Genomic DNA, 22,681 nt, shown 5'->3' with positions numbered 1-22,681 from the left:
CAACTGTGGCGATCGAATTGTTCTATGACGACGACGCCGATCTGTCGCTCATCCAGGGCCGCAAGGTCGCGGTGATCGGCTACGGCAGCCAGGGGCATGCGCACTCGTTGTCCCTGCGCGACTCGGGCGTCGACGTCGCGATCGGCCTGCGCGAGGGCAGCAAGTCGCGGGAGAAGGCCGCCGAACAGGGCCTGAAGGTCATGACCGCCGCCGAGGCAGCCGCCTGGGCCGACGTGATCATGATGCTGGCCCCCGACACCAGCCAGGCGCAGATCTTCACCGAGGACATCGAGCCCAATCTCAAGGACGGCGACGCGTTGTTCTTCGGCCACGGTCTCAACATCCACTTCGGTCTGATCAAGCCCCCGGCCAACGTCACCGTCGGCATGGTCGCCCCGAAGGGCCCCGGTCACCTCGTGCGCCGGCAGTTCGTCGACGGCAAGGGTGTGCCCTGCCTTATCGCGATCGACCAGGACCCGAAGGGTGAGGGTCAGGCGCTGGCGCTCAGCTATGCGAGTGCGATCGGTGGCGGCCGCGCCGGCGTCATCAAGACCACCTTCAAGGAGGAGACCGAGACCGATCTCTTCGGTGAGCAGGCCGTGCTGTGCGGTGGCACCGAGGAACTGATCAAGACCGGCTTCGAGGTGATGGTCGAGGCGGGCTACGCCCCGGAGATGGCCTACTTCGAGGTGCTCCACGAGCTCAAGCTCATCGTCGATCTGATCTACGAGGGTGGCATCGCCCGCATGAACTACTCGGTCAGCGACACCGCCGAGTTCGGTGGTTACCTGTCGGGCCCGCGGGTCATCGACGCCGACACCAAGGACCGGATGCGCGCCATCCTCTCCGACATCCAGGACGGTAGCTTCGTCAAGCGTCTCGTCGCCAATGTCGAGGGCGGCAACAAGGAGCTCGAGGACCTGCGTAAGAAGAATGCCGAGCACCCGATCGAGGTCACCGGCAAGAAGCTGCGCGACCTGATGAGCTGGGTGGATCGGCCGATCACCGAAACCGCCTGAACACACGCGTGATTCGTGGCCCCGTTCCCGATGGGAACGGGGCCACGGTCGTCTGCGGCGGCCGACGGGGAGGCTGTGGATGAATTCTCGGCCCGTCGACGCATCTGCTCTACGCTTGGCCCATCGGTGTCGATGTGATGGGGGAGAGTCATGGATGTCAATCCGGAAGCGTTGCGGCAGTTCGCCACTCGGGTCGACGAGGTGGGCGCACAGTGCTCCGCGTCGCCCATGCCGCACCACTTCGACGCGCTTGCAGCGTTGATGCCCGGCTCCACCACGGCGTACGCCGCACAGACCGCCGCCTCGGCGATGCGGCCGCTGTTGGCCGGTGTGGGCCACTACTTCGGGCAGGTGTCGGCGGCCGTGTACACCGCTGCCGGCGACTACGAGACCTCCGATGCCGTGCTGGCCGACCGGTTCGGTCGCGTCCCTGCTCCCGGGAGGGCGTGATGATTCCCAGCCGCACGGTGTTCGACACGTGGCGGACCGAATCGGTGGGGGCTGCCGGCCGCACGCTGTGGGACAGCGGCGAAGCACTCGACGACGAGGTCTCGGGCGCCCGGTACGCCATCTCGCGTCTGGCGCAAGACGGTCTGTGGTCCGGCGTGGCCGCGCAGTCCGGTGAGACTGCGATCGACGTCGGCTGCCTGCGGGCCACCTCGGTGAGCGCCATCGCGCGCAACTCGGCGATCGGTATCGCCCGGTCCGTTCCGGACCTCACCTCGGCGGCGTCGAAGATCCAAAACCTGTTGACGGTCATTGAATCCGGCGATCTGTTCGTCACCGACGACTGGCTGGTGCTGCCGCGCGTCAAGAACTACCCGGCGACGTTGGCCGCCACGCTGGCGACCGTCGCCGACACCTTTCAGGTGCAACTCAATCCCGCCCTGGTCGACCTGAGCCAAGCCGATCACGACATCGGCGCATTTGTGCGCCGAACACTGATGGGCGACGGTCTCGGCCTGGCCCTTCCCGAGATCGACGCGGATCCCCACGCGCCCAAGGACTTCACCGAAGCCCCGCACGGTGACAACACCGGCGGCACCAACCCCGAGTTCGGCCGCGGCCTGCAACGTGCGCGCCTCCTCGAGCACATGACCGGTACGGTCGTCGAGACCGAGACCACCACCGCCGGTGACACCACGACGACGATGGTGAGGATGCTCGACGGCTCCCGACAGACCTACACCAGCGGTCCCGGAGTGAACCGGACCGAATTCCGCAGTCCCGAAGGTGTTCTGACCGCCACGCGCACCGTCGCGGGCGATGGCACGGCAACAGTGTCGTTGACTCGTCCGGGCAAGTCGCCCGCAGTCGTTACCGAGCGCCCCGACGGTACGACCGAGGCGGTCGTCGACGGGATCACCTTCCCCATCCCGTCCTCTCGTGACTATGCGATCGCCCTGGCCGCGGGTGGCATGTCCGCGACCGAATCCGTTGTGGCACGCGGGCTTCCATACCTCACCCAGGCCCAGGTCGCGCGCCTGGAGATCGGTGCGAAAGCGGCCGGGCCGGGTCTGACGCTGCTCGGTACGGCGATGGGGGTCGCCACGGCCGAGAACGGCTACGAACGGTGTGTGGCAGGCGTGGCCGGCGGTGTCGGGTTGGGCGCCGATCTGGCACTGCTGGCATTGGCCCCGGAGATGAGTCCGCTGCGAGCCTTCTGGACCGGCGCAGGCGTGAGTCTTGGGGGTTCCATGGTGGGCAACATCGTGGGTCAGGTGCTGTGTCGATGAGGAATCTCGAGGTGGTCGGCAAGCGGCCTGCATACCATCGATGCCCACGTGCCTGGCAGGGAGCACGGTGGCGCCTGTGGGCGGGCAGGGTCTTCTGGGCCGTTGTCTGCTCGATCTTCGTGGGGGCGTCGGTGATGTCGGCTCTCGGCGGCAGCGTCGTCGTGGCGGTGGCGGCGGCGTCCGGCGCCGCGGGGGTCGCCCTGCTGCTGTTGTCCGAAGAACTCCGGTGGATGCGCACGGGCGCGACCCGACCGGACCTCCGCGGCGTGCGAATCGCGGGGGCGGCATTGGTGATTCGTGCCGATGACCGCGAACGTGCGGTGGACATTGCGTTGCCGGCGGCGTTCGCCCTCGGTGGTGCCGGGGCGTTCTATGCCGTGTTCTCCGGAGAACTCGATCTCTCCTTCGTGCAACACTCGCCGCGGCCGGTCTCGCCGTTCACCTTTCTGGCCGTCGCTGTCACCGGTGCGGTCGGTCTCGTCTGGGAAATGGTTCGGCGCCGGCCCGACCCTCTGGTGCTGACCCCGCACGCCCTGATCGTCGGCAAGAGACTCGGTCCACGGGGCGCGATCGCCTGGACCGATCTCGAACGCACCGAGCCGATGCCCACCGATGTGGGCAGACGTCGCAGGGGTGCCGACGCATGGCTGGCCATCGGCGCGGACGAGGAACCACGGCTGCGGTGCAACGTCGTGCGGCTCGGAGCGCCGGCGACGTTCTGGCTTCTGGACTTCTATCGGCGGCATCCGGAACTGCGTGATGAGCTCGGTGACGCCCGGGTGTTGCGGCGCCTGCGTGACGGATCACTCGTCGACGACGGTCGAGCCGATGTCTGATCGGGCCCACTCACCGTTGCCTCCGGAATACGTTGCGGTGCTGCGAGATCTGGCGCGCGAGCCCGCTCGCACCGAGGAGATCCGGAGCATGGTCGCCGGACTCGACGGCGTCACAGGGGTCGAAGCGGGCCTGATCGACGCTGTCCTTCCGTTGCCGAGCACCTGGCGCCCCGATGACCACGCACTGTTCTGTCGTGACCGGCGAGTCCGTGACGCGGAGCTGCGCCGGCGTATCGACGCCGCTCTCGACGAGTGGATCGAGAGCGGTGGATGGTCGTGGAGATCAGGGGGAGTCGACGCCGAGGATCATCGGCGCATCGCCGAGCTGACGCGGCGCGAATTCGAGGCCGAGCTGGCCGATCATCGCCGACGACACGGTACCGGCGGATGAATCGGCGAGGTCTGCCCGCACGCCCGGCCCCACACAGACGAGTGCGCCCCCTCCCGAGGTGGGGAGGGGGCGCACTCGATGCAGCGAGTTCAGGGTCAGTAGACCGAGAAGCCCTTGTACTTGGTGTGATTCACGTAGTTGAGGATCGGCCCGATGTTGGTGCCGGTCTCGGGGCCGAGGCACCCGAGGAAGTAGTAGGCGTTGACCATGCCGACGAGTTTGTCGCCGACGACCACCGGGCTGCCGGAATCACCCTCGATGACGCACATCTGGGAGAAGTGCACGTCGCCGTCGGAGAACCATGCGACACCGCAGGTGCTGCCGGTGGTGCGGCCTTCCTTGCACGCCACGGTCGGGAAGCCGATCGGGCGGGTGTCGATCCCGCGGATCGTCACCGACCGCACGGTACGCAGCGGTACGACCCGCGACGGGTCGAACTCGATGATGGCGACGTCGTCCTTCGGGTCCGAATAGGTCACCACGCCGGCCTGACCGCGATCCTGGAACGTCTCGGAGAGGACCTGCTGCCCGGGCTGGCCGCAGTGTCCTGCGGTGATGCCGATCAGTTGACCGGTCTTCGCATGACCGATGGTGGTCAGGGTGCACGCCTTCGCGGAGTCACCGCCCTGCAGGATCAGGATTCCTGATCCACCGCCGAGGAAGATCTTCGCCGGTGCCGCCTGTGCGGCGCCGGGAGCCCCCCAGCCGGCGAGTACCGTCGCTGCCAGGACAGCCAACAGTACTGTCAGCTTCTTCTTCATCCACACTCCACTCTGCTACCCGACCGGTGCGGCTCGTCGACCGCCGAATCGATTGTTGACACATCACCCGAAGCGCCACCGTACCGGCGGATTCGATGGGTGCCGCGGTTCGGAGACACTCTGCCGCCGCATCGCAACACTTCCGTAATGCCGCTCACAATGTACACGCCGACCCTGTGTATCCCGGCCGCCTCGATGCCCGGCTGTTCGCTGCACAAGTGGAGGTCTCTAAGCTGACTTGCGGATGCCGCTACGGCATCGAGCCCGATCTCGCCACCGATTCTGGAGAAAAACTGTGACCTCAGCTGGCCTGCCGGTCGTTCTCATCGCCGACAAACTGGCCCCCTCGACCGTGGAAGCCCTCGGCGACGGGGTCGAGGTGCGCTGGGTGGACGGACCCGATCGCCCGAAACTGCTCGAAGCCGTCGTCGACGCCGACGCGATCCTGGTGCGTTCGGCCACCACCGTCGACGCCGAGGTCCTCGAAGCGGGCAAGAAACTGAAGATCATCGCGCGCGCGGGCGTCGGCCTCGACAATGTCGACGTGCCGGCCGCCACCGAGCGCGGCGTGATGGTGGTCAACGCGCCCACCTCCAACATCCACACCGCCGCCGAGCATGCGATCTCGCTGATGCTCTCGGCGGCCCGGCAGATCCCGGCCGCCGACGCGACCCTGCGTGAACACACCTGGAAGCGTGCGTCGTTCAACGGCGTCGAGATCTTCGACAAGACCGTCGGCGTGGTCGGACTCGGCCGGATCGGCCAGCTCGTCGCGGCTCGACTGGCCGCCTTCGAAACCCACGTGATCGCCTACGACCCCTACGTCTCGCCGGCACGCGCCGCCCAGCTCGGCATCGAATTGGTCTCGCTCGACGAGCTTCTCGAGCGCGCCGACTTCATCACGGTGCACCTGCCCAAGACGCCCGAGACCCTCGGCCTCATCGGCGCCGACCAACTGGCCCGCACCAAGAAGGGCGTGGTCATCGTCAATGCCGCCCGTGGTGGTCTCATCGATGAGCAGGCGCTGGCCGACGCGGTCGTCTCCGGACAGGTCCGGGCCGCCGGCCTCGACGTCTTCGCCACCGAACCGTGCACCGACTCGCCGCTGTTCGAACTGCCGCAGGTCGTGGTGACCCCGCATCTGGGTGCCTCGACCAGCGAGGCCCAGGACCGTGCGGGCACCGATGTCGCCAAGAGTGTGCGGCTGGCCCTGGCCGGGCACTTCGTCCCGGACGCGGTCAACATCGTCGGCGGCTCGGTCGATGAAGAGGTCGCCCCGTGGCTGGAGATGGCGCGCAAGCTCGGTGTGCTCGTCGGGGCGATCAGCTCCGATTTGCCGACATCACTGGTCGTCGACGTCCGCGGCGAACTCGCCGCGAGCAATGTCGATGTGCTGGGGTTGTCGGCGCTGCGCGGCCTGTTCGAGGCCGCACTGACCGAGCCGATCACCTTCGTCAACGCCCCGAAGGTGGCGCAGGAGCGCGGTGTCACCAGCGAGGTGACCACTGCCACCGAGAGCCCCAACCACCGCAGCGTGGTCGACGTCAAGGCGGTCTTCGCCGATGGGTCGGTCCATAATGTGGCCGGTTCGCTGTCGGAGCCGCGGCAGGTGGAGAAGATCGTCAACATCAACGGACGCAACTTCGACATGCGCGCCGAGGGCTTGAACCTGCTGGTGAGCTACACCGATCAGCCGGGCTCGCTGGGCAAGATCGGTACGCTGCTCGGTGACGCGGGCATCGACATCCTGGCCGCGGCGCTCTCCCAGGACGCCGCGGGTGCCGGTGCCACGATGATCTTGCGGGTCAGCCGCGAGGTCGACGACTCGGTGGTCGAGGCCATCGAGTCCGCAGTCGGCGCAACTCTGATCGAACAGGTGGATCTGTCATGAAGCTCGCCGTCATCGCCGGGGACGGAATCGGCCCCGAGGTCATCGCCGAGGCACTCGAGGTGTTGCGGGTGGTGACCCCCGACGTCGAGACCACCGAGTACGACCTCGGTGCCCGTCGCTATCACCGCAACGGTGAATTGCTGACCGAGGCCGATCTGGATTCGTTGCGTGAGCACGACGCGATCCTGCTCGGCGCGATCGGTGACCCGTCGGTGCCGTCGGGGGTTCTCGAACGCGGACTGCTGCTCTCCATGCGTTTCGCACTCGATCACCATGTGAACCTGCGGCCCTCGCGCCGGCTGCCCGGAGTGAGCTCGCCGCTCGCCGGCGACCCCGACATCGATTTCGTCGTCGTCCGTGAGGGCACCGAGGGCCCCTACACCGGCAACGGTGGCTCGATCCGCGTGGGGACCCCGCACGAGGTCGCCACCGAGGTCAGCGTCAACACCCGCTTCGGCGTCGAGCGAGTCGTCCGGGATGCCTTCGAGCGGGCGAGCCGCAGGCGCAATCACCTGACGTTGGTCCACAAGACCAACGTGCTGACCTTCGCCGGATCGTTGTGGAGTCGGGCAGTCGCCGAGATCGGTGCCGAGTTCCCCGATGTCACCACCGACTACTGCCACGTCGACGCCGCGACCATCTACCTGGTCACCGACCCCGGACGGTTCGACGTGATCGTCACCGACAACCTGTTCGGCGACATCATCACCGACATCGCGGCGGCGGTCTCCGGTGGGATCGGGCTTGCCGCGTCGGGCAACATCGATGCCACGCGGACCAATCCGTCGATGTTCGAACCGGTGCACGGTAGCGCCCCCGACATTGCCGGTCAGGGCAAGGCGGACCCCACGGCTGCGATCCTGTCGGTGGCACTGCTTCTCGATCACCTCGGTGACGCCGAGGGCGCTCGACGCGTCGAACAAGCCGTCGCCGACGATCTGCTCGACCGCGACGGCCAGGAGTTGTCGACCTCGGAGATCGGCAAGCGCATTCGAGAGCGGCTGTAGCGCAACGCATTCTGCACTGTCCGGTGGCCCGGCTCGGTGGTGTGTGGTCGATGAGACCCCACCCCGGGACCGGGTCACCGTCATCTGTGGCCGACGCGAGAGTGTCTCGGCAGGGGATCGCGTGTGCCCCTCGCCGGCGGCCACTTGTTCTAGTTTCAATAGAACTATACAATCAGGTTGTGTTCATTCGAGTCGATCCCACCGATCGCTCGCCGATCTTCGCCCAGATCGCGGCGTCGGTCCGCGGTGCCATCGTCCGCGGTGACGTCGGCGCCGGCGAACGCCTGCCTGCCGCGCGTGAACTCGCCGCCTCGTTGGACGTGAACGTTCACACGGTGTTGCGGGGATATCAGATCCTGCGGGATGAGGGGCTCGTCGAACTGCGTCGCGGGCGGGGTGCGGTGGTGTCCGACCGCGCGCCGGAACAGGCCGAGATCGGTGAGGCCCTCGATCGGCTCGTCGGGGTGGCGCAGCGGTGGGGGCTGGGGCCCACGGAATTGTCGGCAGAGATCACCAGGAGGATGTCATGAGTGCGACGATGTCGAAACCCACTCGGGGACAACGGTTTCGTTGTGTGCTGGTGGGCTTGGTCCCGCCGGTCGTGATGCTGGGCGTCGCGGTGTCGTTGCTGGCGGCGTGGCGTGGCGAGCTTCCTGATCCGATGGCATCGCATTGGGGTACCGGGGGAGTCGACGGCACAAGCAGCGTCGCCGGGGCGATCGTGACGGTGGTGGTCGTGTGTGTACTCGCCGGCGTGGTGAGCACCGTGGCGTCCCTCGCGATGTCGCATCCCCGGCAGGTGCGGGCGAGTGTGGTGCTGATCAACTCTCTCGTGGTGGTGATCGCCGGGTTGATACCGGCCGTGGCGGCCGGGCAGCGGGGAGTGGCCGACGTGCACGACGTTGCCACGCCGGTGGTGCCGATCCTGATGACCCTCGGGATCGCGGCGGTGGTCGCGGCGGGCAGTTGGGTTCTCGTCCCGCAGTGGGCCACCGCGGTCGGCGGGCCGGTGGGTGCGGTGCCCGCCGAAGACCTCGCTTCCGGGGAACGCTTCTATTGGCAACGCTCGGTGGGGAATTCGGTGGTGGCCGATGCCTTCTACGCCGCCACCGCGGTGGCGCTGGTCGTCATCACCGCGCTGACCGGGTTGTGGTGGCTGCTGGTGGTTCCCGCGGTGATCATCGTCGGCGCCGTCCTGATGGGGACCGTGCGGGTGCGGATCGATCGCACCGCGGTGACGGTGCGCGGTGCGCTGCCGTGGCCTCGCCAGGAGATCGCCATGGCCGATATCGTCCGCGCCGAGGTCATCACGGTGCACGCCCTGCGCGACACCGGTGGTTACGGCCGCCGTCTGGCCGTTCGCGGAGAGGCCAAGGGCGCGTGGGGATTCGTGGTGCGCTCCGGTGACGCGGTGCTGGTGACACGCGTCGACGGCCGCCGCGACTTCGTCGTCGTCGACGATGCCGCGACGGCTGCCGGCCTGATCAATGCGGTTCTCGCCCAACGTCTGCCGGGTTGACTCGCGCTCATTCCGGTGTCTCGACCGACACCGGTTCCGGTTGCGGGAGCCGGTCGCGCGGAACCAATGGCGCCGCGATCATCGGTGCCACCGCACTCGCGGCGAAGGCCAGTGGGAAGCCGACCGCGGTGATGAGCGCGCCGAACAGTGGGGTGGTGGCGGCGGTGGCCAGATACTGTGCGGTGTTCTGGATGCCGAGACCGCGTCCGCTCCAGCGCGGCCCGGCGAATTCGGCGATCGCGGTGAAGGCCAGGCCGTTGTCGGCGACGGAGACGATCGAGGCCACCATCATGACGACCACACACACCGGACTGTCGGCCCAATCGGTCAGTGCCAGAACGCCCATCGCGACGCCGGCGACCACGGCGATCAGCCGGATCGGCCGCATCCGGGACAACCAGGCGTCCGACCATCGCCCGGCCGCGATGCGCCCCAGGGCGCCGAGAGTCTGGGTGATCGTCACGAGAACACCGGCCGTGGCCGGGGACCAGTGGCGGGCCACGATGAGCCAGGTCGGAACGAAGGTCCACAGCATCGACTGCGGGATCACCAGTAGCACGCTGACAGCGTGTACGCGTGCCAGGAACCAGCTGTCGCGGTACGGGTTTCGTGCTGGTGCGGTGGCGATCGTGCGAGCCGACGGCGGATCGACGATGCCCAGGACGCACGCGAGCAGGCCGAGTGCGGTCACCACGACGGGGACCACCAGCGCTGCGGCGATGCCGAGGTGTTGGGCGATCGCGGGCATGCTCAACGCGCACACCGCGATTCCCAGGGGTTGGGCCATCTGCCGGACGCCCATGGCCGTGCCGCGCTGGGCCGCGGGGAACCAGCCGACCACGATCCGGCCGCTGGCGCCGTTGGCGGCACCGGAACTCAGACCGCCGAGGAACAGCAGCGCCGCCAACGCGGTGAATGGGGCCGATTGCCATGCCGCCACTGCCGTCGCGATCGCCGCCACCAAGGTCAGTGACAGCGAGATCGTCAGGATCACGCGTTCGCCGTGCCGATCGAGCAGGCTGCCCCAACCGATGATGGCCAGCATCAATCCGACCGTGGGGACCGCGGCGAGCACCGACGCCCGCGACACGCTCATGCCCTCGGCGTGCAGGGCGGGGATGAGATAGGCGACGCCGGACACCACACAGGTCGTGGTCATCGCGGCGATCAGCGAGCACGCGAGCATCGTCCACCTGCGGGTGGTGCCGATGGTGTCGGGGGAATTCATGTCGCCTCCTCGAAGCTCTCACATGCCGCTCCGGCTGTCTCATTATTTGGGAAGTAGCTCCCATATTTTAGAACCGACGATCGGCACGAGGCCAATCGACGTCCCGAAGTGTGGACAACGGCGGTGCGATACCCTCGGGCCATGCGTCTTGGTCGAATCGCCAGTCCCGATGGTGTCGCCTTTGTCTCGCTCGAGGATTCCGGTGACGGTGTCGTCGCCAAGGAGATCGCCGAGCATCCCTTCGGCACCCCGACCTTCACCGGCCGGAGTTGGCCGCTGGCCGATGTGCGACTGCTCGCGCCGATCCTGGCGACGAAGGTCATCTGCATCGGCAAGAACTACGCCGCGCATGCGGCCGAGATGGGCGGCTCGGCTCCCGAGAATCCGGTGATCTTCCTCAAACCGAACACCTCGATCATCGGGCCGGAGGTCCCCATCGTGCGGCCGCCGTCCTCGGACCGTGTCGATTTCGAAGGTGAACTCGCCGCGGTGATCGGTCGTCCCTGCAAGGACGTCAAGGCCTCCGAGGCGGCCGGGGTCATCCTGGGGTACACCGTCGCCAACGACGTGACGGCCCGCGATCAGCAACAGGCCGACGGGCAGTGGACACGCGGCAAGGGCTATGACACCTTCTGCCCGCTGGGGCCGTGGATCGACACCGCCTTCGATCCCTCGGATGCCGAGATCCGCACCGAACTCGACGGAGAGGTGCGCCAGCGCAGCCGAACCTCGTTGATGCTGCACGACATCGGCGCCATCGTCGAGTGGATCTCCCGGGTGATGACGCTGCTGCCCGGTGACGTGATCCTCACCGGAACCCCGGAGGGGGTGGGTCCGATGGTTGCCGGACAACGGGTTTCGGTGTCCGTCGAAGGTCTGGGCACGCTGAGCAATCCGGTGGTGGACAAGCCGTGACGGCACCGGTGAGCACCGCGCGGATCAACGGGATAGACCTGTCCTACGAGGTGGCCGGCGACGGGCCCCTCGTCGTGATGGTGATGGGCACCGGCAGCCCGGGCCGGGTGTGGAAGGCCAATCAGGAACCGGCCCTGCGCAAGGCCGGCTATCGTGTCGCCCTGTTCGACAACCGTGGCATCGCCCCGTCCTCGGAGTGCGCCGCCGGGTTCACGCTCGAGGACATGGTGACCGACACCGCCGGACTCATCGAGCACCTCGGCGGACCGGCTTTCGTCGTGGGCACCTCGCTGGGTGCCCGCATCACCCAGGAACTCACCCTGGCGCGGCCCGACCTCGTCCGCGGCGCGGTGATGTTGGCCACCTACGGCCGCAGCACGCCGCTGCAGGAGGCGATCTCGGCCGGCGAGCGCGCGCTTTACGACCAGAAGATCACCCTGCCCCCGGAGTACGAGGCCGCCATCACCGCGCACCTCAACCTGTCGCCGCACACCCTCGACGACGATCGGGCCGCACAGGACTGGCTCGACATCATCGGGTTCTCACCGCAGACCGTGACCCCCGGGGTGCGTGCTCAGCTCGGACTGCACCACCGCGAGGCCAACCGTCTCGACGCATACCGGCGCATCACCCGGCCCGCGCTCGTCGTCGGATTCGCCGACGATCGCACGTTGCCGGTCAAGCTCGCACGTGAGGTGGCCGAGGCGATCCCGGGAGCCGAGTACGCCGAGGTGGCCAAGGCCGGGCACTTCGGTTATCTCGAACAGCCGGCCGAGGTGAACCGGCTCATCGTCGACTTCTGCGACCGCCACCGGGACTGATTCCCCGGGTGGTCGGTTCGATACGCTGAGCCGCATGGCCAGTACCGATTCCGCCCGCCCTGATCCCGCAGGCACCGACGCCGTGCGCGTCCGATTCTGTCCGTCCCCCACGGGCACCCCGCACGTCGGGATGGTGCGCACCGCGCTGTTCAACTTCGCGCAGGCGCGACACGACAAGGGCACGTTCGTCTTCCGCATCGAGGACACCGATGCCGCCCGCGACAGTCAGGAGTCCTACGAGGCGATCCTGGAATCGCTGCGGTGGCTCGGACTCGACTGGGACGAGGGGCCCGAGGTCGGCGGACCGTACGGCCCCTACCGGCAGTCGGAGCGTCGTGGGATCCACCTCGACGTGGTGGAGCGTCTACTGGCGGCGGGTGAGGCCTACGAGGCGTTCTCGACCCCGGAGGAGGTCGAGGCACGCCATCGCGCGGCCGGTCGGGACCCCAAGCTCGGTTACGACAACTTCGATCGCGACCTCACCGACGAACAGCGTGCGGCCTATCGCGCCGAGGGCCGCAATCCCGTTGTCCGCCTTCGTATGCCCGACCGTGACATCTCCTGGGACGATCTCGTCCGCGGCGCCACGACGATCAAGTCGAGTACTGTTCCCGACTTCGCGCTGACCCGTGCGAACGGCGATCCGCTCTACACCCTCGTCAATCCCGTCGACGACGCGATGATGCGGATCACCCATGTGTTGCGCGGGGAGGACCTGTTCTCCTCCACGCCACGCCAGATCGCGTTGTACGAGGCGCTGATCCGGATCGGCGTGGCCGAGGCGGTGCCCGTGTTCGGGCATCTGCCGTTCGTCATGGGGGAGGGCAACAAGAAACTCTCCAAACGCGATCCGCAGTCCAATCTGTTCCATCACCGGGACCGCGGATTCCTGCCGGAGGGTCTGCTCAACTACCTCGCGCTGCTCGGTTGGGGATACTCGCACGAGACCGACGTGTTCACCCTGGAGCAGATGATCGACAAGTTCGACGTCCGTGACGTGAACTCCAATCCCGCACGCTTCGACCAGAAGAAGGCCGACGCGATCAACGCCGAGCACATCCGGATGCTCGAACTCGGCGACTTCGCCGCGCGGCTCAAGGCCTACCTCGTCGAGCGCGGTCACCTGTCGGAGCCGATCGACGACGCCACCTTCACCGCCCTCGCCGAACTCGTGCAGACCCGGATTCAGGTGCTCGGCGACGCGTGGGCGTTGATGTCGTTCTGCTACGTCTCCGACGCGGAGTTCACCATCGACGAGAAGGCGGCCGCCAAGAACCTCGGGCCCGATGCGGTGCCTGTCCTCGACGCCACCATCGCCGCCGTCGAGGCGCTGTCGTCGTGGCAGACGTCGGCGCTGCACGACGCCCTCAACGCCGCGCTGGTGGACGATCTGGGCCTCAAACCACGCAAGGCGTTCGGTCCGGTGCGGGTTGCGGTGACCGGGTCACAGGTCTCGCCTCCGCTGTTCGAGTCGATGGAACTCCTGGGCCGTGACGTCAGCCTCGCGCGTCTGCGCGCGGCGCGGGAGTTGGCCGCAAAGTAGCCTCTGACCAGCCGATTTGTGGTCCAGGGGTAGTGCTCTGCTAATCTATCGCAGGTTCTTTTCCGAGAGGAAAAGAGAAAACCTTGGGGTATGGTGTAATTGGCAACACAGCGGTTTCTGGTACCGCCATTCTAGGTTCGAGTCCTGGTACCCCAGCGACCACAAAGGTCTATGGCCCCGTCGTCTAGCGGCCTAGGACGCCGCCCTCTCAAGGCGGTAGCGCGGGTTCGAATCCCGTCGGGGCTACAACGAAAGGCGCCCTTCCCGGTAATCCCGGGGAGGGCGCCTTTCGCATGCGCTGCCGGGGATGTTATCGACGCCGGAGGCAGTGGTCCTACAGATGCTGGGCCGTCGATCCGGACACCGGCGTCTGTGGCAGACCGAGCTTGCGGTGATCCCAGGAGCGCGTACGGCTTCCGGTGATGCGTACCGCGACGCGCTTGTTCATCATCTGCTCGACGAAGGGTTTGGACTCCTCGGTGTACGGGGCGGTGTAGCGCTCCCACAACGAGATACCCACCTGCAGGCAGGAATCGGTGTCGTCGAGGATCTCCGCGGTGCCCTCGATGGCGACGCCGCGCAAGGTGTCGTAGGTGTCGCCATCCTCGATGAGAACCGAACACCGATTGTTGCGCCGGAGATTGACGGCCTTCTGCGACTTGGCCTTCGTCTCGAACCAGATCTCGCCGTCGATGATCCCATACCACATGGCAACGAGATGAATGCTGCCGTCGCGTCCGGTCGTGGCGAGGGTGGCGGTTCGGCTGCGGGCGATGAACTCCTCGATCTCGTCGGGACTCATCACGATCTGGGTGCGTTGGTTTGTGCCCATTGCCCGGTCACTTCCTCCTCGTCGCCCGCGGTCGGGAATCCGGTCCGCGGATGGCCTGTGTGGTTCGAGACCGACGCTAACCCAGTGGTCCTATCGGGTCGACACCAACCTCTTGTGGATGGCGTCGGCGGCGGCGAGCAGATCCGCGGCCCAGCGGGCCCCGGGTCGGCGTCCCATCCGGTCGATCGGTCCCGAAACCGAGATCGCGGCAACGACTTCGCCAGCGGCATCGCGCACCGGGGCCGAAACACTGGCGACGCCCGCCGCACGCTCGCCGGCACTCTGCGCCCACCCGCGTCGTCGGATGTCGTGTAGTGAGCGGTCACTGAAGGCACTGTCGGCCAAAAGGTGTCGCTGGGTGCTCGTGTCGGCCCACGCCGCGAGGACCTTCGCGGCCGACCCGGCGGTCATCGGGAACCGGGTGCCCACCGGGACGGTGTCGCGCAGGCCGGTCGGTGGTTCCATCGCCGCGATACACACCCGCTCGGACCCTTCGCGGCGATACACCTGGACCGATTCGCCGGTGATCTCCCGTAGTCGCGGCAGCACCATCAGTGCGGCCTCGCGCACCGGATCATGTGCCGAGGAGGCGAGTTCGCCCAAGGCCGGCCCGGGATACCACCGGCCGGCGGCGTTGCGTGCGAGCAGGCGGTGCGTCTCGAGTCCCACCGCCAGTCGATGCGCGGTGGCCCGGGGCAGGCTGGTGCGTTCGCACAATTCCGTGAGATTGCACGGGGTCTCGGCGATGGCGCGCAGGACGGTGACCGACTTGTCGAGGACACCGATTCCGCTGCTGGTCTCCGATGCGCTATCCTTTCCCATAGGACGATACTAGCTGTCCAAATACTGAGATGCACGTCGGTCGGTGATCCGCAGCCCATTCGGGTCGCCGACAGCGACATGGAGAGACGGATGCGAGTGCAGCCATGACGAACAACCCAACCGGATCGAACAGCCCTGCGGGCGCGACACACAGCGCAGCGGACACCCTGAACACCCCAACGGGGCCACGCACTCTCGCCGAGAAGGTCTGGGAGGACCACGTCGTCGTCCGCGGGGACGGGGCGTCGAAACCCGACCTGATCTACATCGACCTCCATCTGGTCCACGAGGTCACCAGTCCGCAGGCCTTCGACGGTCTGCGGCTCGCCGGCCGTCCCGTGCGCCGGCCCGACCTGACGATCGCCACCGAGGATCACAACGTCCCGACGATCAAGACCGACCTCATCGCCGACCCGGTGTCGCGCACGCAGGTCGAGACCCTGCGTCGCAATTGCGAGGAATTCGGTATCCGACTGCACCCCATGGGAGATGCCGAGCAGGGCATCGTGCACGTCGTCGGCCCGCAACTGGGACTGACCCAGCCGGGTATGACGGTGGTCTGCGGCGACTCGCACACCTCCACCCACGGCGCATTCGGTGCCCTGGCAATGGGAATCGGCACCTCCGAGGTCGAGCACGTCCTCGCGACACAGACGCTGTCCCTGCGCCCCTTCCGGACCATGGCCATCACCGTCGACGGTGATCTGCCGCCCGGAGTCACCAGCAAGGACCTCATCCTGGCCGTCATCGCCGAGATCGGTACCGGCGGCGGGCAGGGCTACGTCCTCGAATACCGCGGCCCGGCCATCGAGAAACTGTCGATGGAGGCGCGGATGACCATCTGCAACATGTCGATCGAGGCCGGCGCCCGCGCCGGGATGATCGCGCCCGACGCCGTGACCTACGAGTACCTCCGGGGTCGCCCCAACGCCCCCACCGGGGCCGACTGGGATGCGGCGGTGGCCTATTGGGATTCGTTGCGCACCGATCCCGGCGCGGAATTCGACGCCGAGGTCCGCATCGACGCGGCCACGCTGTCCCCGTTCGTGACATGGGGAACCAATCCCGGTCAGGGCGCGCCGCTGTCGGCGACGGTGCCCGATCCGGCCGAGATGGGCGACGAAACCGCCTCCGGCGCAGCGGCCAAGGCGCTGCAATACATGGACCTCACGCCGGGTACCCCGTTGCGCGAGGTGGCCGTCGACACCGTGTTCGTCGGCTCGTGCACCAACGGGCGGATCGAGGATCTGCGTGCCGTTGCCGAAATCCTCAAGGGCCGCAAGGTGGCAGACGGACTCCGGATGCTGGTCGTGCCCGGGTCGATGCGTGTGCGTGTACAGGCCGAGGAGGAGGGGCTCGGCGAGATCTTCACTGCCGCAGGCGCCGAGTGGCGTCAGGCCGGATGCTCGATGTGCCTGGGCATGAACCCCGATCAGCTCGCCCCGGGTCAGCGCTGCGCCTCGACGTCCAACCGCAACTTCGAGGGCAGGCAGGGCAAAGGTGGGCGAACTCACCTCGTGTCACCAGCCGTGGCCGCCGCCACCGCGGTGCGCGGCACCTTGTCCTCGCCCGCAGACCTGTAGCGCCCCAGAAGTCTTGGCCCCCGGGCGCTCCCATCGAACGCCCGCCACACCTCCCATCCGCAGACCGGAGTCACATCATGGAACCCTTCATCGAGCACACCGGAATCGGCGTGCCGCTGCGCCGCAGCAACGTCGACACCGACCAGATCATCCCTGCCGTCTACCTCAAACGGGTCACCCGAACCGGATTCGAGGACGGACTCTTCGCCGGCTGGCGCTCCGATCCGGACTTCATCCTCAACGCCGAACCCTGGAACCGGGGGTCGGTCCTTGTCGCCGGACCGGACTTCGGGACCGGGTCCTCGCGCGAACACGCCGTCTGGGCGCTGTCGGACTTCGGTTTTCGGGTGGTCATCTCCTCCCGGTTCGCCGACATCTTCCGGGGCAACGCGGGCAAAGCGGGCCTCGTGGCCGCCCAGGTGGAACAGTCCGACGTCGAACTGCTGTGGAAGCGACTCGAGGAGCAGCCCGGCCTCGAAGTGACTGTGAGCCTTCCCGAGCGGACGGTGACCGCAGCAGACCTCGTGGTGCCGTTGACAATTGATGACTACACGCGGTGGCGTCTGATGGAGGGTCTCGACGACATCGGCCTGACATTGCGGCAGGTAGACGCGATTTCCGAGTACGAGAACAAGCGGCCCGCCTTCAAGCCGGTGACCCTGCCGGCCTGAGTTCCCGCACCTCGCTCGACCCACCGGCAAGCGCCGAACGCCATCGACGGAACGTGTTAGCGGCCTGAAATTTTCGCAACACGTCCCGTCGATTGGCGTGGAAGATGGACGTTTTCGCCTCGGACGTTTACCGTGTGGGGTTAGCTGGCTATATCAGATACGGCCAGAACAGCTTGCGGAGGTATATCAATGAACAAGGCAGAGCTCATCGATGAGCTGACCAAGAAGCTCGACGCTGATCGCAAGACCGCGACCGAAGCGGTCGAGCTGATCGTCGACACCATCGTCCGCGCGGTGAACCGCGGCGAGAGTGTCACCATCACCGGGTTCGGTGTCTTCGAGAAGCGTCGTCGCGCACCGCGCGTCGCACGCAACCCGCGTACCGGTGAGACCGTGAAGGTCCGCGCCACCTCGGTTCCGGCGTTCCGTCCGGGTGCACAGTTCAAGGCTGTCGTCGCCGGCAAGCAGAAGCTCTCGGCGACCGGTCCGGCCGTCAAGCGCGGCAGCGGGGCGGGCACCACCACCGCCGCGAAGAAGACTGCAGCCAAGAAGGCTCCGGCCAAGAAGACTGCGGCAAAGAAGGCTCCCGCCAAGAAGACCGCGGCCAAGAAGGCACCGGCCAAGACCACTGCAACCAAGACCGCAGCCAAGAAGGCTCCGGCCAAGACCACTGCAGCGAAGAAGACCGCGGCAAAGAAGGCTCCCGCCAAGAAGACCGCGGCAAAGAAGGCTCCCGCCAAGAAGACCGCGGCAAAGAAGGCTCCCGCCAAGAAGACCACCCGGCGCTGAGCCCGCAGCCCGGTCACACCCGGGTGACCACGATCGCACTCACCCCTGACGACCTTCCCTCGTCAGGGGTGAGTTACTGTGTGAGGCCCCGCCATCGACGAGTCGGGGAAGATTCAGTGGTGCGAGTCGCCTTCGGCTCAGTGGTGCGAGTCGCCTTCGGCTCAGTGGTGCGAGTCGCCTTCGGCTCAGTGATCGAGCCGCGGGAGTGGGGAATCGATGTGGTCGGCCGCCACCAGAGCGTCGGCACGTGTCGAGAGCACCCACACACTTCCCTTGCGGTTGCGTGCCTTCGGCAACGTCAGACCATCGTGCTCGGCCCACCACTGCATCAGTGGCGGAATCACCTTGCCCTGGCTGCAGACCGCGCGCACCCGCCCGTCCCCGGGCTCCGCGAGCTCCCGAATCCGCTCACGAGCCGGCGCCGGATCGTCGGCATACGCCGCTTCCGACAACGCAGGCTCCTCGATGATGGTGCCCCCGAGGCGATTTCGGAAGGCAGCAAGTGTCTCGACGCAACGCACCGGATTCGCACTGTGTAGTTCGCTCACCCCGAACGCCGCCAGCAAGGGCACCAGCGCCTGCGCCTGCTCACGACCGACGGCGTCGAGAGGACGCATCCGATCCTCCCCCCGATACCGAGAACGGCTGCCCGCACGCGCATGCCGCACCAGCAGCAACGTCGTGAGCTCGACGGGCAGCCGCATGAACTCCTCCAGCACGGAACGATCCAACCGATAGCTCAGACGATCCGCCGCCTGCTCCGTCGACAACCAATCCAGCTCATCGACCTCATGATTGGCCTCGAAGTGCCCACCCACCGACTCCGCCGACCAGTAGCGGACATGCTTGCGCCCGTGCGGCAGATCGTAGGACACCGTCGTCAGCAACCGACCCAGGCGCACCACATGCCCGGTCTCCTCATCGATCTCCCGAACAGCGGCATCGATCAGCGTCTCACCCGCGTCGAGCTTGCCCTTGGGCAACGTCCAATCGTCATACCGTGGCCGGTGCACCACCCCGATCTGCACCGTCCCCTTCGATCGGCGCCACAACACACCACCGGCCGCCCAAATGGTCTTCACGGGAGCGTTCCCCTGTGAATCCGACTTGCCCGACTTGGACATCGCCTCGTTTACACCTCTGCTCTTGTCGACACCCGTGAACCCTTGGGACGCGGGCGATCGTAACCGACCACGGTTACCGGACGGTGTCGACCCACCCCGGCTGGATCATGCGCCCGAGTCCCGGCGGCGATTCCGCCGCATCATCTGGCGCTGATGATCGCGCACCTCTTCACCCGCGGCGGGGGAAGCCACCCAGCTCCCGTCGGAATGCAGCACCCAACACCGGGTTCGCGGGTCCAGAGCGGAGGAGAAGATGTCGCCGAGTTCACCGGTGAGTCGCTCATCGCGCACCTGCACCATCACCTCGATCCGACGATCGAGGTTGCGATGCATCATGTCCGCGCTGCCGATCCAGTACTCGTCCTGCGCGCCGAAATGCATGATGCGCGAATGCTCCAGGAACTGCCCCAGGATCGAGCGCACCACGATGTTGTCACTGACCCCCGGCATCCCCGGTCGCAGTGCGCAGATCCCGCGCACCACGATCTCCACCGGGACCCCGCTCTGCGAGGCCCGATACAGCGCATCGATGACCTGCTCGTCGACGAGCGCGTTGGCCTTCAAGCGAATCCGCGCACGCTCGTCGCCCTTGTGATGAGCGAGGATCTCCCGATCGATCCGCTCGATGATTCCCGAACGGATGCCGTTCGGGGCGACCAAGATGTTGCGGTACTCGGTCTTGCGCGAGTAACCGGTCAGCGTGTTGAACAAATCGGTCAGGTCGGCGCCGATATCCGGTGCGGCGGTGAGCAACCCGACGTCCTCATACAGCCGGGCGGTCTTCGGGTTGTAGTTGCCGGTCCCGATGTGGCAGTAGCGCTTGATCGTCGAACCCTCACGACGCACCACCAAACAGGTCTTGCAGTGCGTCTTCAGGCCGACCAGACCATAGACGACGTGGACGCCGGCCTGCTCGAGCTGGCGCGCCCACTTGATGTTGGCCTGCTCGTCGAAACGCGCCTTGATCTCCACAAGCGCAACGACCTGCTTACCCGCCTCGGCGGCGTCGATGAGCGCGTTGACGATCGGTGAATCACCCGACGTGCGGTACAGCGTCTGCTTGATCGCCAACACGTGCGGATCGGCAGCGGCCTGCTCGATGAAGCGCTGAACGCTGGTGGAGAACGAGTCATAGGGATGATGGACGAGCACGTCGCCTTCGCGCAGCGTGGAGAACACGCTCTTGGGTGTCTCGCGTTCACCGAACGCCGGATGCGTTGCGGGAACGAACGGACGATCCTTCAGGTGTGGACGATCGAGCCCGTAGATCTCGAACAACGAGGACAGATCGAGCAATCCGGGTGCCTGGATGACGTCGGCCGGATTGACGTCGAGTTCGCGCAGCAACAGCTCGAGCATGTGCTCACTCATGTCGTCGGCGACCTCGAGACGCACCGGTGAACCGAAACGACGACGGGCGAGTTCGCGTTCGAGGGCCTGCAACAGATCCTCGTCGCGGTCCTCCTCGACCTCGAAATCGGCGTTGCGCGTGATCCGGAAGACGTGATGCTCGACGATCTGCATCTCCGGGAACAGATGTTCCAGATTCGCCGCGATCAGGTTCTCCATCGGCAACAGCACGGCGGGGTGGTGGCCGCGGCCGTCGGCCACCGCCGACCCGGGGGCGAGCTGGTCGACGCGGACGAAACGATTGACGTTGTCGGGCACCTTGACTCGCGCGAAGTGCTCACCGCCCTCGTTCGTGTCCTTCACCGTCACTGCCAGATTCAGCGACAGACCGGAGATGTAGGGGAACGGATGGGCCGGATCGACGGCGAGCGGGGTGAGCACCGGGAACACCTGCTCGTGGAAGTGCTCCACCATCCGCTTCTGCTGATCGGCATCGAGCTCCGACCACGACACCACGTGAATTCCGTTGGCCGCCAAGTCGGGTCGCACCGAATCGAGGAACACGCGCGCATGCCGGTCGGCCAGGGTCTGAGTGCGCCCGGCGATCCGCAGCAACTGCTCCCGGGGCGAGAGGCCGTCGGCGGACCGCACCGACAAACCGGTCTCGTCGCGGCGTTTGAGCCCAGCGACCCGAACCATGAAGAACTCGTCGAGGTTGGAGGCGAAGATCGCGAGGAACTTCGCGCGCTCCAGCAACGGCAACGAGGTGTCCTCGGCGAGAGCGAGCACACGCGAATTGAAGTCGAGCCAACTGAGTTCGCGATTCAGATAGCGGTCCTCGGGCAGATCGGCCGATTCGTCTGGTGCCAGGGTGGCGGCCGGCGGTGCGCCGGGGATCGCGGTGAGTGGCTGGGTCGAGGTGTCGTCTGCGGGGCTCACCGTTCAATCATGACGCATCGGTCCGGCGAGCCGCAGCCTCACTGCCGGGCTCGGGTTCGCCACGCCGCCGCACACGCGCGATCGGGCCGTCGAGACCGAGAACGGCGCGCGTGTGATCTCCCACGCCCAGTGCGACCGCGGCCTCGAGATCGGCCGCGGTGTCGACATCGGTGCGCAGATCAGGCCACCGCCGGTGCGCCGGATCGATCTCGAGTGCCCCGTCGGCGCGATGAGCCGCGGCCGAGCCGATCCCGAAGCGCGGCAGTCGATCATCGTCGGCGGGACGCAGCAGAAGCGCGGTTCCGTCACCGCCGGCGTCGGTGATCAGTGCATAGGGGACCTCGGCACACTCGTCGAGGACCGCACGGATGCTCGCCGCGTCTGCGGCCGGCAGATCGGCCTGCACCATCAGTACGCGACGAACCTCGCGGTGACGCGCTTGAATCCACTGCGTCCCCTGCGCGTAGGCGTGATTCAGAGACGAGTCGGGCCGGGCGATCTCCGGCAGCGCTCTCGCTCCGGCGGCATCGACGGCGCGCAGGACGTCGTCGTCGGGGCTGACCACGACGATCGGGGCGAGCCCTGCCGATCGCACCGCCGCCAGGGTGTCGAGCAGCATCGACAACACCAGTTCGCCGTGCTCACCGATCCGGGTGGCCGGCAGTGCCGGCGCTGCCGCCCGGCGGGTCACCGACGGTGCGAGGCGGGACGCGGCGAGACGGGTCTTGGCGGCGCGGAGGTGCTTGACGACCAGAACGGCGGCAACCGCCGGCGTCTGCGCGTGATCGTTGCTGTGCTCGCCTCCCACGCTCCCATGATGGACGACGCGGCAGAGTCGGTGGCGACCGCGTGCCCACCGGACACCCCAATCGCCGTGGATCGGCATCGGCTGCGGGCTAGGGTG

General features: G+C 67.0%; 22 protein-coding genes and 2 tRNA genes. 17 read left to right on the top strand and 7 right to left on the bottom strand.

From position 1 onward, the window contains the following. The first annotated feature begins 5 nt into the window (after window positions 1-5). The 5 genes from ilvC (at window position 6) to J6U32_RS19700 (ending at window position 3,982) form a co-directional block, all read left to right on the top strand. On the top strand, window positions 6-1,019 hold the full coding sequence (gene ilvC / locus J6U32_RS19720; RefSeq protein WP_006371018.1) for a ketol-acid reductoisomerase: 1,014 nt from the start codon (window positions 6-8) through the stop codon (window positions 1,017-1,019). Window positions 1,020-1,169: 150 nt separating this feature from the next. Further along, entirely contained in the window at window positions 1,170-1,469 is a 300-nt protein-coding gene (locus J6U32_RS19715) for a hypothetical protein (RefSeq protein WP_208791792.1), read from the top strand. Further along, window positions 1,469-2,755 carry a hypothetical protein gene (locus J6U32_RS19710; RefSeq protein ID WP_208791791.1) on the top strand — a complete coding sequence of 429 codons (1,287 nt, stop codon included), beginning with the start codon at window positions 1,469-1,471 and terminating at the stop codon, window positions 2,753-2,755. The genes J6U32_RS19715 and J6U32_RS19710 overlap by 1 nt, the downstream gene beginning before the upstream one ends. Beyond that, window positions 2,752-3,591 carry a hypothetical protein gene (locus J6U32_RS19705; RefSeq protein WP_208791790.1) on the top strand — a complete coding sequence of 280 codons (840 nt, stop codon included), beginning with the start codon at window positions 2,752-2,754 and terminating at the stop codon, window positions 3,589-3,591. The genes J6U32_RS19710 and J6U32_RS19705 overlap by 4 nt, the downstream gene beginning before the upstream one ends. Continuing rightward, window positions 3,584-3,982 (top strand): hypothetical protein, encoded by a 399-nt coding sequence (locus J6U32_RS19700; protein WP_208791789.1) that lies wholly within the window; start codon window positions 3,584-3,586, stop codon window positions 3,980-3,982. Before J6U32_RS19705 ends, J6U32_RS19700 begins: the two co-directional genes overlap by 8 nt. A gap of 95 nt (window positions 3,983-4,077) precedes the next feature. Here J6U32_RS19700 and J6U32_RS19695 read toward each other — a convergent pair whose 3' ends face one another. Then, window positions 4,078-4,743 carry a hypothetical protein gene (locus tag J6U32_RS19695; RefSeq protein WP_006371022.1) on the bottom strand — a complete coding sequence of 222 codons (666 nt, stop codon included), beginning with the start codon at window positions 4,741-4,743 and terminating at the stop codon, window positions 4,078-4,080. Window positions 4,744-5,038: 295 nt separating this feature from the next. Here J6U32_RS19695 and serA point away from each other — a divergent pair, with 295 nt between their 5' ends. The 4 genes from serA (at window position 5,039) to J6U32_RS19675 (ending at window position 9,160) form a co-directional block, all read left to right on the top strand. Then, on the top strand, window positions 5,039-6,634 hold the full coding sequence (serA, locus tag J6U32_RS19690) for a phosphoglycerate dehydrogenase (protein WP_208791788.1): 1,596 nt from the start codon (window positions 5,039-5,041) through the stop codon (window positions 6,632-6,634). Then, window positions 6,631-7,641 carry a 3-isopropylmalate dehydrogenase gene (locus J6U32_RS19685; RefSeq protein ID WP_208791787.1) on the top strand — a complete coding sequence of 337 codons (1,011 nt, stop codon included), beginning with the start codon at window positions 6,631-6,633 and terminating at the stop codon, window positions 7,639-7,641. Before serA ends, J6U32_RS19685 begins: the two co-directional genes overlap by 4 nt. Before the next feature lie 179 nt (window positions 7,642-7,820). Continuing rightward, window positions 7,821-8,171: a GntR family transcriptional regulator gene (locus tag J6U32_RS19680; protein ID WP_208791786.1), complete on the top strand. Its 351-nt coding sequence runs from the start codon at window positions 7,821-7,823 to the stop codon at window positions 8,169-8,171. Then, window positions 8,168-9,160, top strand: a complete 993-nt coding sequence (locus J6U32_RS19675) for a hypothetical protein (protein WP_208791785.1) — start codon at window positions 8,168-8,170, stop codon at window positions 9,158-9,160. The genes J6U32_RS19680 and J6U32_RS19675 overlap by 4 nt, the downstream gene beginning before the upstream one ends. Window positions 9,161-9,167: 7 nt before the next feature. On the opposite strand, the gene J6U32_RS19670 is transcribed toward J6U32_RS19675, so the two are convergent. Beyond that, complete coding sequence (locus J6U32_RS19670; protein WP_208791784.1) at window positions 9,168-10,388, bottom strand: MFS transporter; 1,221 nt, start codon at window positions 10,386-10,388, stop codon at window positions 9,168-9,170. 141 nt (window positions 10,389-10,529) lie between these two features. Here J6U32_RS19670 and J6U32_RS19665 point away from each other — a divergent pair, with 141 nt between their 5' ends. From J6U32_RS19665 to J6U32_RS19645, 5 genes are all read left to right on the top strand, one after another. After that, window positions 10,530-11,303 (top strand): fumarylacetoacetate hydrolase family protein, encoded by a 774-nt coding sequence (locus tag J6U32_RS19665; protein ID WP_123928621.1) that lies wholly within the window; start codon window positions 10,530-10,532, stop codon window positions 11,301-11,303. Further along, entirely contained in the window at window positions 11,300-12,124 is an 825-nt protein-coding gene (locus tag J6U32_RS19660; RefSeq protein WP_208791783.1) for an alpha/beta fold hydrolase, read from the top strand. The genes J6U32_RS19665 and J6U32_RS19660 overlap by 4 nt, the downstream gene beginning before the upstream one ends. Window positions 12,125-12,158: 34 nt before the next feature. Further along, a complete protein-coding gene (gltX, locus tag J6U32_RS19655) occupies window positions 12,159-13,667 on the top strand; it encodes a glutamate--tRNA ligase (protein ID WP_208791782.1) in 1,509 nt (502 codons plus the stop codon). 84 nt (window positions 13,668-13,751) lie between these two features. Then, window positions 13,752-13,823, top strand: a tRNA-Gln gene (locus tag J6U32_RS19650). A 17-nt stretch (window positions 13,824-13,840) separates the two neighbouring features. After that, a tRNA-Glu gene (locus J6U32_RS19645) sits at window positions 13,841-13,913 on the top strand. Between the two features lie 88 nt (window positions 13,914-14,001). On the opposite strand, the gene J6U32_RS19640 is transcribed toward J6U32_RS19645, so the two are convergent. Beyond that, complete coding sequence (locus J6U32_RS19640; RefSeq protein ID WP_208791781.1) at window positions 14,002-14,499, bottom strand: PPOX class F420-dependent oxidoreductase; 498 nt, start codon at window positions 14,497-14,499, stop codon at window positions 14,002-14,004. A 90-nt stretch (window positions 14,500-14,589) separates the two neighbouring features. Next, window positions 14,590-15,321: an IclR family transcriptional regulator gene (locus tag J6U32_RS19635; RefSeq protein WP_208791780.1), complete on the bottom strand. Its 732-nt coding sequence runs from the start codon at window positions 15,319-15,321 to the stop codon at window positions 14,590-14,592. 104 nt (window positions 15,322-15,425) lie between these two features. Between J6U32_RS19635 and leuC the strand changes: the two genes are divergently transcribed. The 3 genes from leuC to J6U32_RS19620 all read left to right on the top strand — a co-directional run bounded on the left by leuC (window position 15,426) and on the right by J6U32_RS19620 (window position 18,364). Then, window positions 15,426-16,904 (top strand): 3-isopropylmalate dehydratase large subunit, encoded by a 1,479-nt coding sequence (gene leuC / locus J6U32_RS19630; protein ID WP_244332181.1) that lies wholly within the window; start codon window positions 15,426-15,428, stop codon window positions 16,902-16,904. 77 nt (window positions 16,905-16,981) lie between these two features. Continuing rightward, window positions 16,982-17,575, top strand: a complete 594-nt coding sequence (leuD, locus tag J6U32_RS19625; RefSeq protein WP_208791779.1) for a 3-isopropylmalate dehydratase small subunit — start codon at window positions 16,982-16,984, stop codon at window positions 17,573-17,575. Between the two features lie 189 nt (window positions 17,576-17,764). Continuing rightward, the gene (locus tag J6U32_RS19620) at window positions 17,765-18,364 is read left to right on the top strand and encodes an HU family DNA-binding protein (protein WP_006371035.1); all 600 of its coding nucleotides are present in this window, start codon (window positions 17,765-17,767) and stop codon (window positions 18,362-18,364) included. A 185-nt stretch (window positions 18,365-18,549) separates the two neighbouring features. Here the strand turns inward: J6U32_RS19620 and J6U32_RS19615 are convergent, their stop codons facing one another. The 3 genes from J6U32_RS19615 to cofC form a co-directional block, all read right to left on the bottom strand. Next, entirely contained in the window at window positions 18,550-19,488 is a 939-nt protein-coding gene (locus J6U32_RS19615; RefSeq protein ID WP_208791778.1) for an NUDIX hydrolase, read from the bottom strand. 105 nt (window positions 19,489-19,593) lie between these two features. Further along, entirely contained in the window at window positions 19,594-21,777 is a 2,184-nt protein-coding gene (locus J6U32_RS19610; protein ID WP_208791777.1) for an RNA degradosome polyphosphate kinase, read from the bottom strand. Between the two features lie 7 nt (window positions 21,778-21,784). Continuing rightward, window positions 21,785-22,585, bottom strand: coding sequence for a 2-phospho-L-lactate guanylyltransferase (gene cofC / locus J6U32_RS19605; protein WP_244332175.1), 801 nt, complete (start codon window positions 22,583-22,585; stop codon window positions 21,785-21,787). Between the last annotated feature and the right edge of the window lie 96 nt (window positions 22,586-22,681).

Origin of the sequence: Gordonia polyisoprenivorans (assembly GCF_017654315.1) — a bacterium.
GTDB lineage: Bacteria > Actinomycetota > Actinomycetes > Mycobacteriales > Mycobacteriaceae > Gordonia > Gordonia polyisoprenivorans_A.
This window is presented reverse-complemented; position numbering and strand designations above follow the sequence as displayed.

What these genes read in the sequence shown, in the direction of transcription:
- J6U32_RS19715 (WP_208791792.1), top strand. Translation starts at nt 1,170, where the DNA reads ATGGATGTCAATCCGGAAGCGTTGCGGCAGTTCGCCACTCGGGTCGAC.
- J6U32_RS19710 (WP_208791791.1), top strand. Translation starts at nt 1,469, where the DNA reads ATGATTCCCAGCCGCACGGTGTTCGACACGTGGCGGACCGAATCGGTG.
- J6U32_RS19705 (WP_208791790.1), top strand. Translation starts at nt 2,752, where the DNA reads ATGAGGAATCTCGAGGTGGTCGGCAAGCGGCCTGCATACCATCGATGC.
- J6U32_RS19700 (WP_208791789.1), top strand. Translation starts at nt 3,584, where the DNA reads ATGTCTGATCGGGCCCACTCACCGTTGCCTCCGGAATACGTTGCGGTG.
- J6U32_RS19695 (WP_006371022.1), bottom strand. Translation starts at nt 4,743, where the DNA reads ATGAAGAAGAAGCTGACAGTACTGTTGGCTGTCCTGGCAGCGACGGTA.
- J6U32_RS19685 (WP_208791787.1), top strand. Translation starts at nt 6,631, where the DNA reads ATGAAGCTCGCCGTCATCGCCGGGGACGGAATCGGCCCCGAGGTCATC.
- J6U32_RS19675 (WP_208791785.1), top strand. Translation starts at nt 8,168, where the DNA reads ATGAGTGCGACGATGTCGAAACCCACTCGGGGACAACGGTTTCGTTGT.
- J6U32_RS19670 (WP_208791784.1), bottom strand. Translation starts at nt 10,388, where the DNA reads ATGAATTCCCCCGACACCATCGGCACCACCCGCAGGTGGACGATGCTC.
- J6U32_RS19665 (WP_123928621.1), top strand. Translation starts at nt 10,530, where the DNA reads ATGCGTCTTGGTCGAATCGCCAGTCCCGATGGTGTCGCCTTTGTCTCG.
- gltX (WP_208791782.1), top strand. Translation starts at nt 12,159, where the DNA reads ATGGCCAGTACCGATTCCGCCCGCCCTGATCCCGCAGGCACCGACGCC.
- J6U32_RS19640 (WP_208791781.1), bottom strand. Translation starts at nt 14,499, where the DNA reads ATGGGCACAAACCAACGCACCCAGATCGTGATGAGTCCCGACGAGATC.
- J6U32_RS19635 (WP_208791780.1), bottom strand. Translation starts at nt 15,321, where the DNA reads ATGGGAAAGGATAGCGCATCGGAGACCAGCAGCGGAATCGGTGTCCTC.
- leuC (WP_244332181.1), top strand. Translation starts at nt 15,426, where the DNA reads ATGACGAACAACCCAACCGGATCGAACAGCCCTGCGGGCGCGACACAC.
- leuD (WP_208791779.1), top strand. Translation starts at nt 16,982, where the DNA reads ATGGAACCCTTCATCGAGCACACCGGAATCGGCGTGCCGCTGCGCCGC.
- J6U32_RS19620 (WP_006371035.1), top strand. Translation starts at nt 17,765, where the DNA reads ATGAACAAGGCAGAGCTCATCGATGAGCTGACCAAGAAGCTCGACGCT.
- J6U32_RS19615 (WP_208791778.1), bottom strand. Translation starts at nt 19,488, where the DNA reads ATGTCCAAGTCGGGCAAGTCGGATTCACAGGGGAACGCTCCCGTGAAG.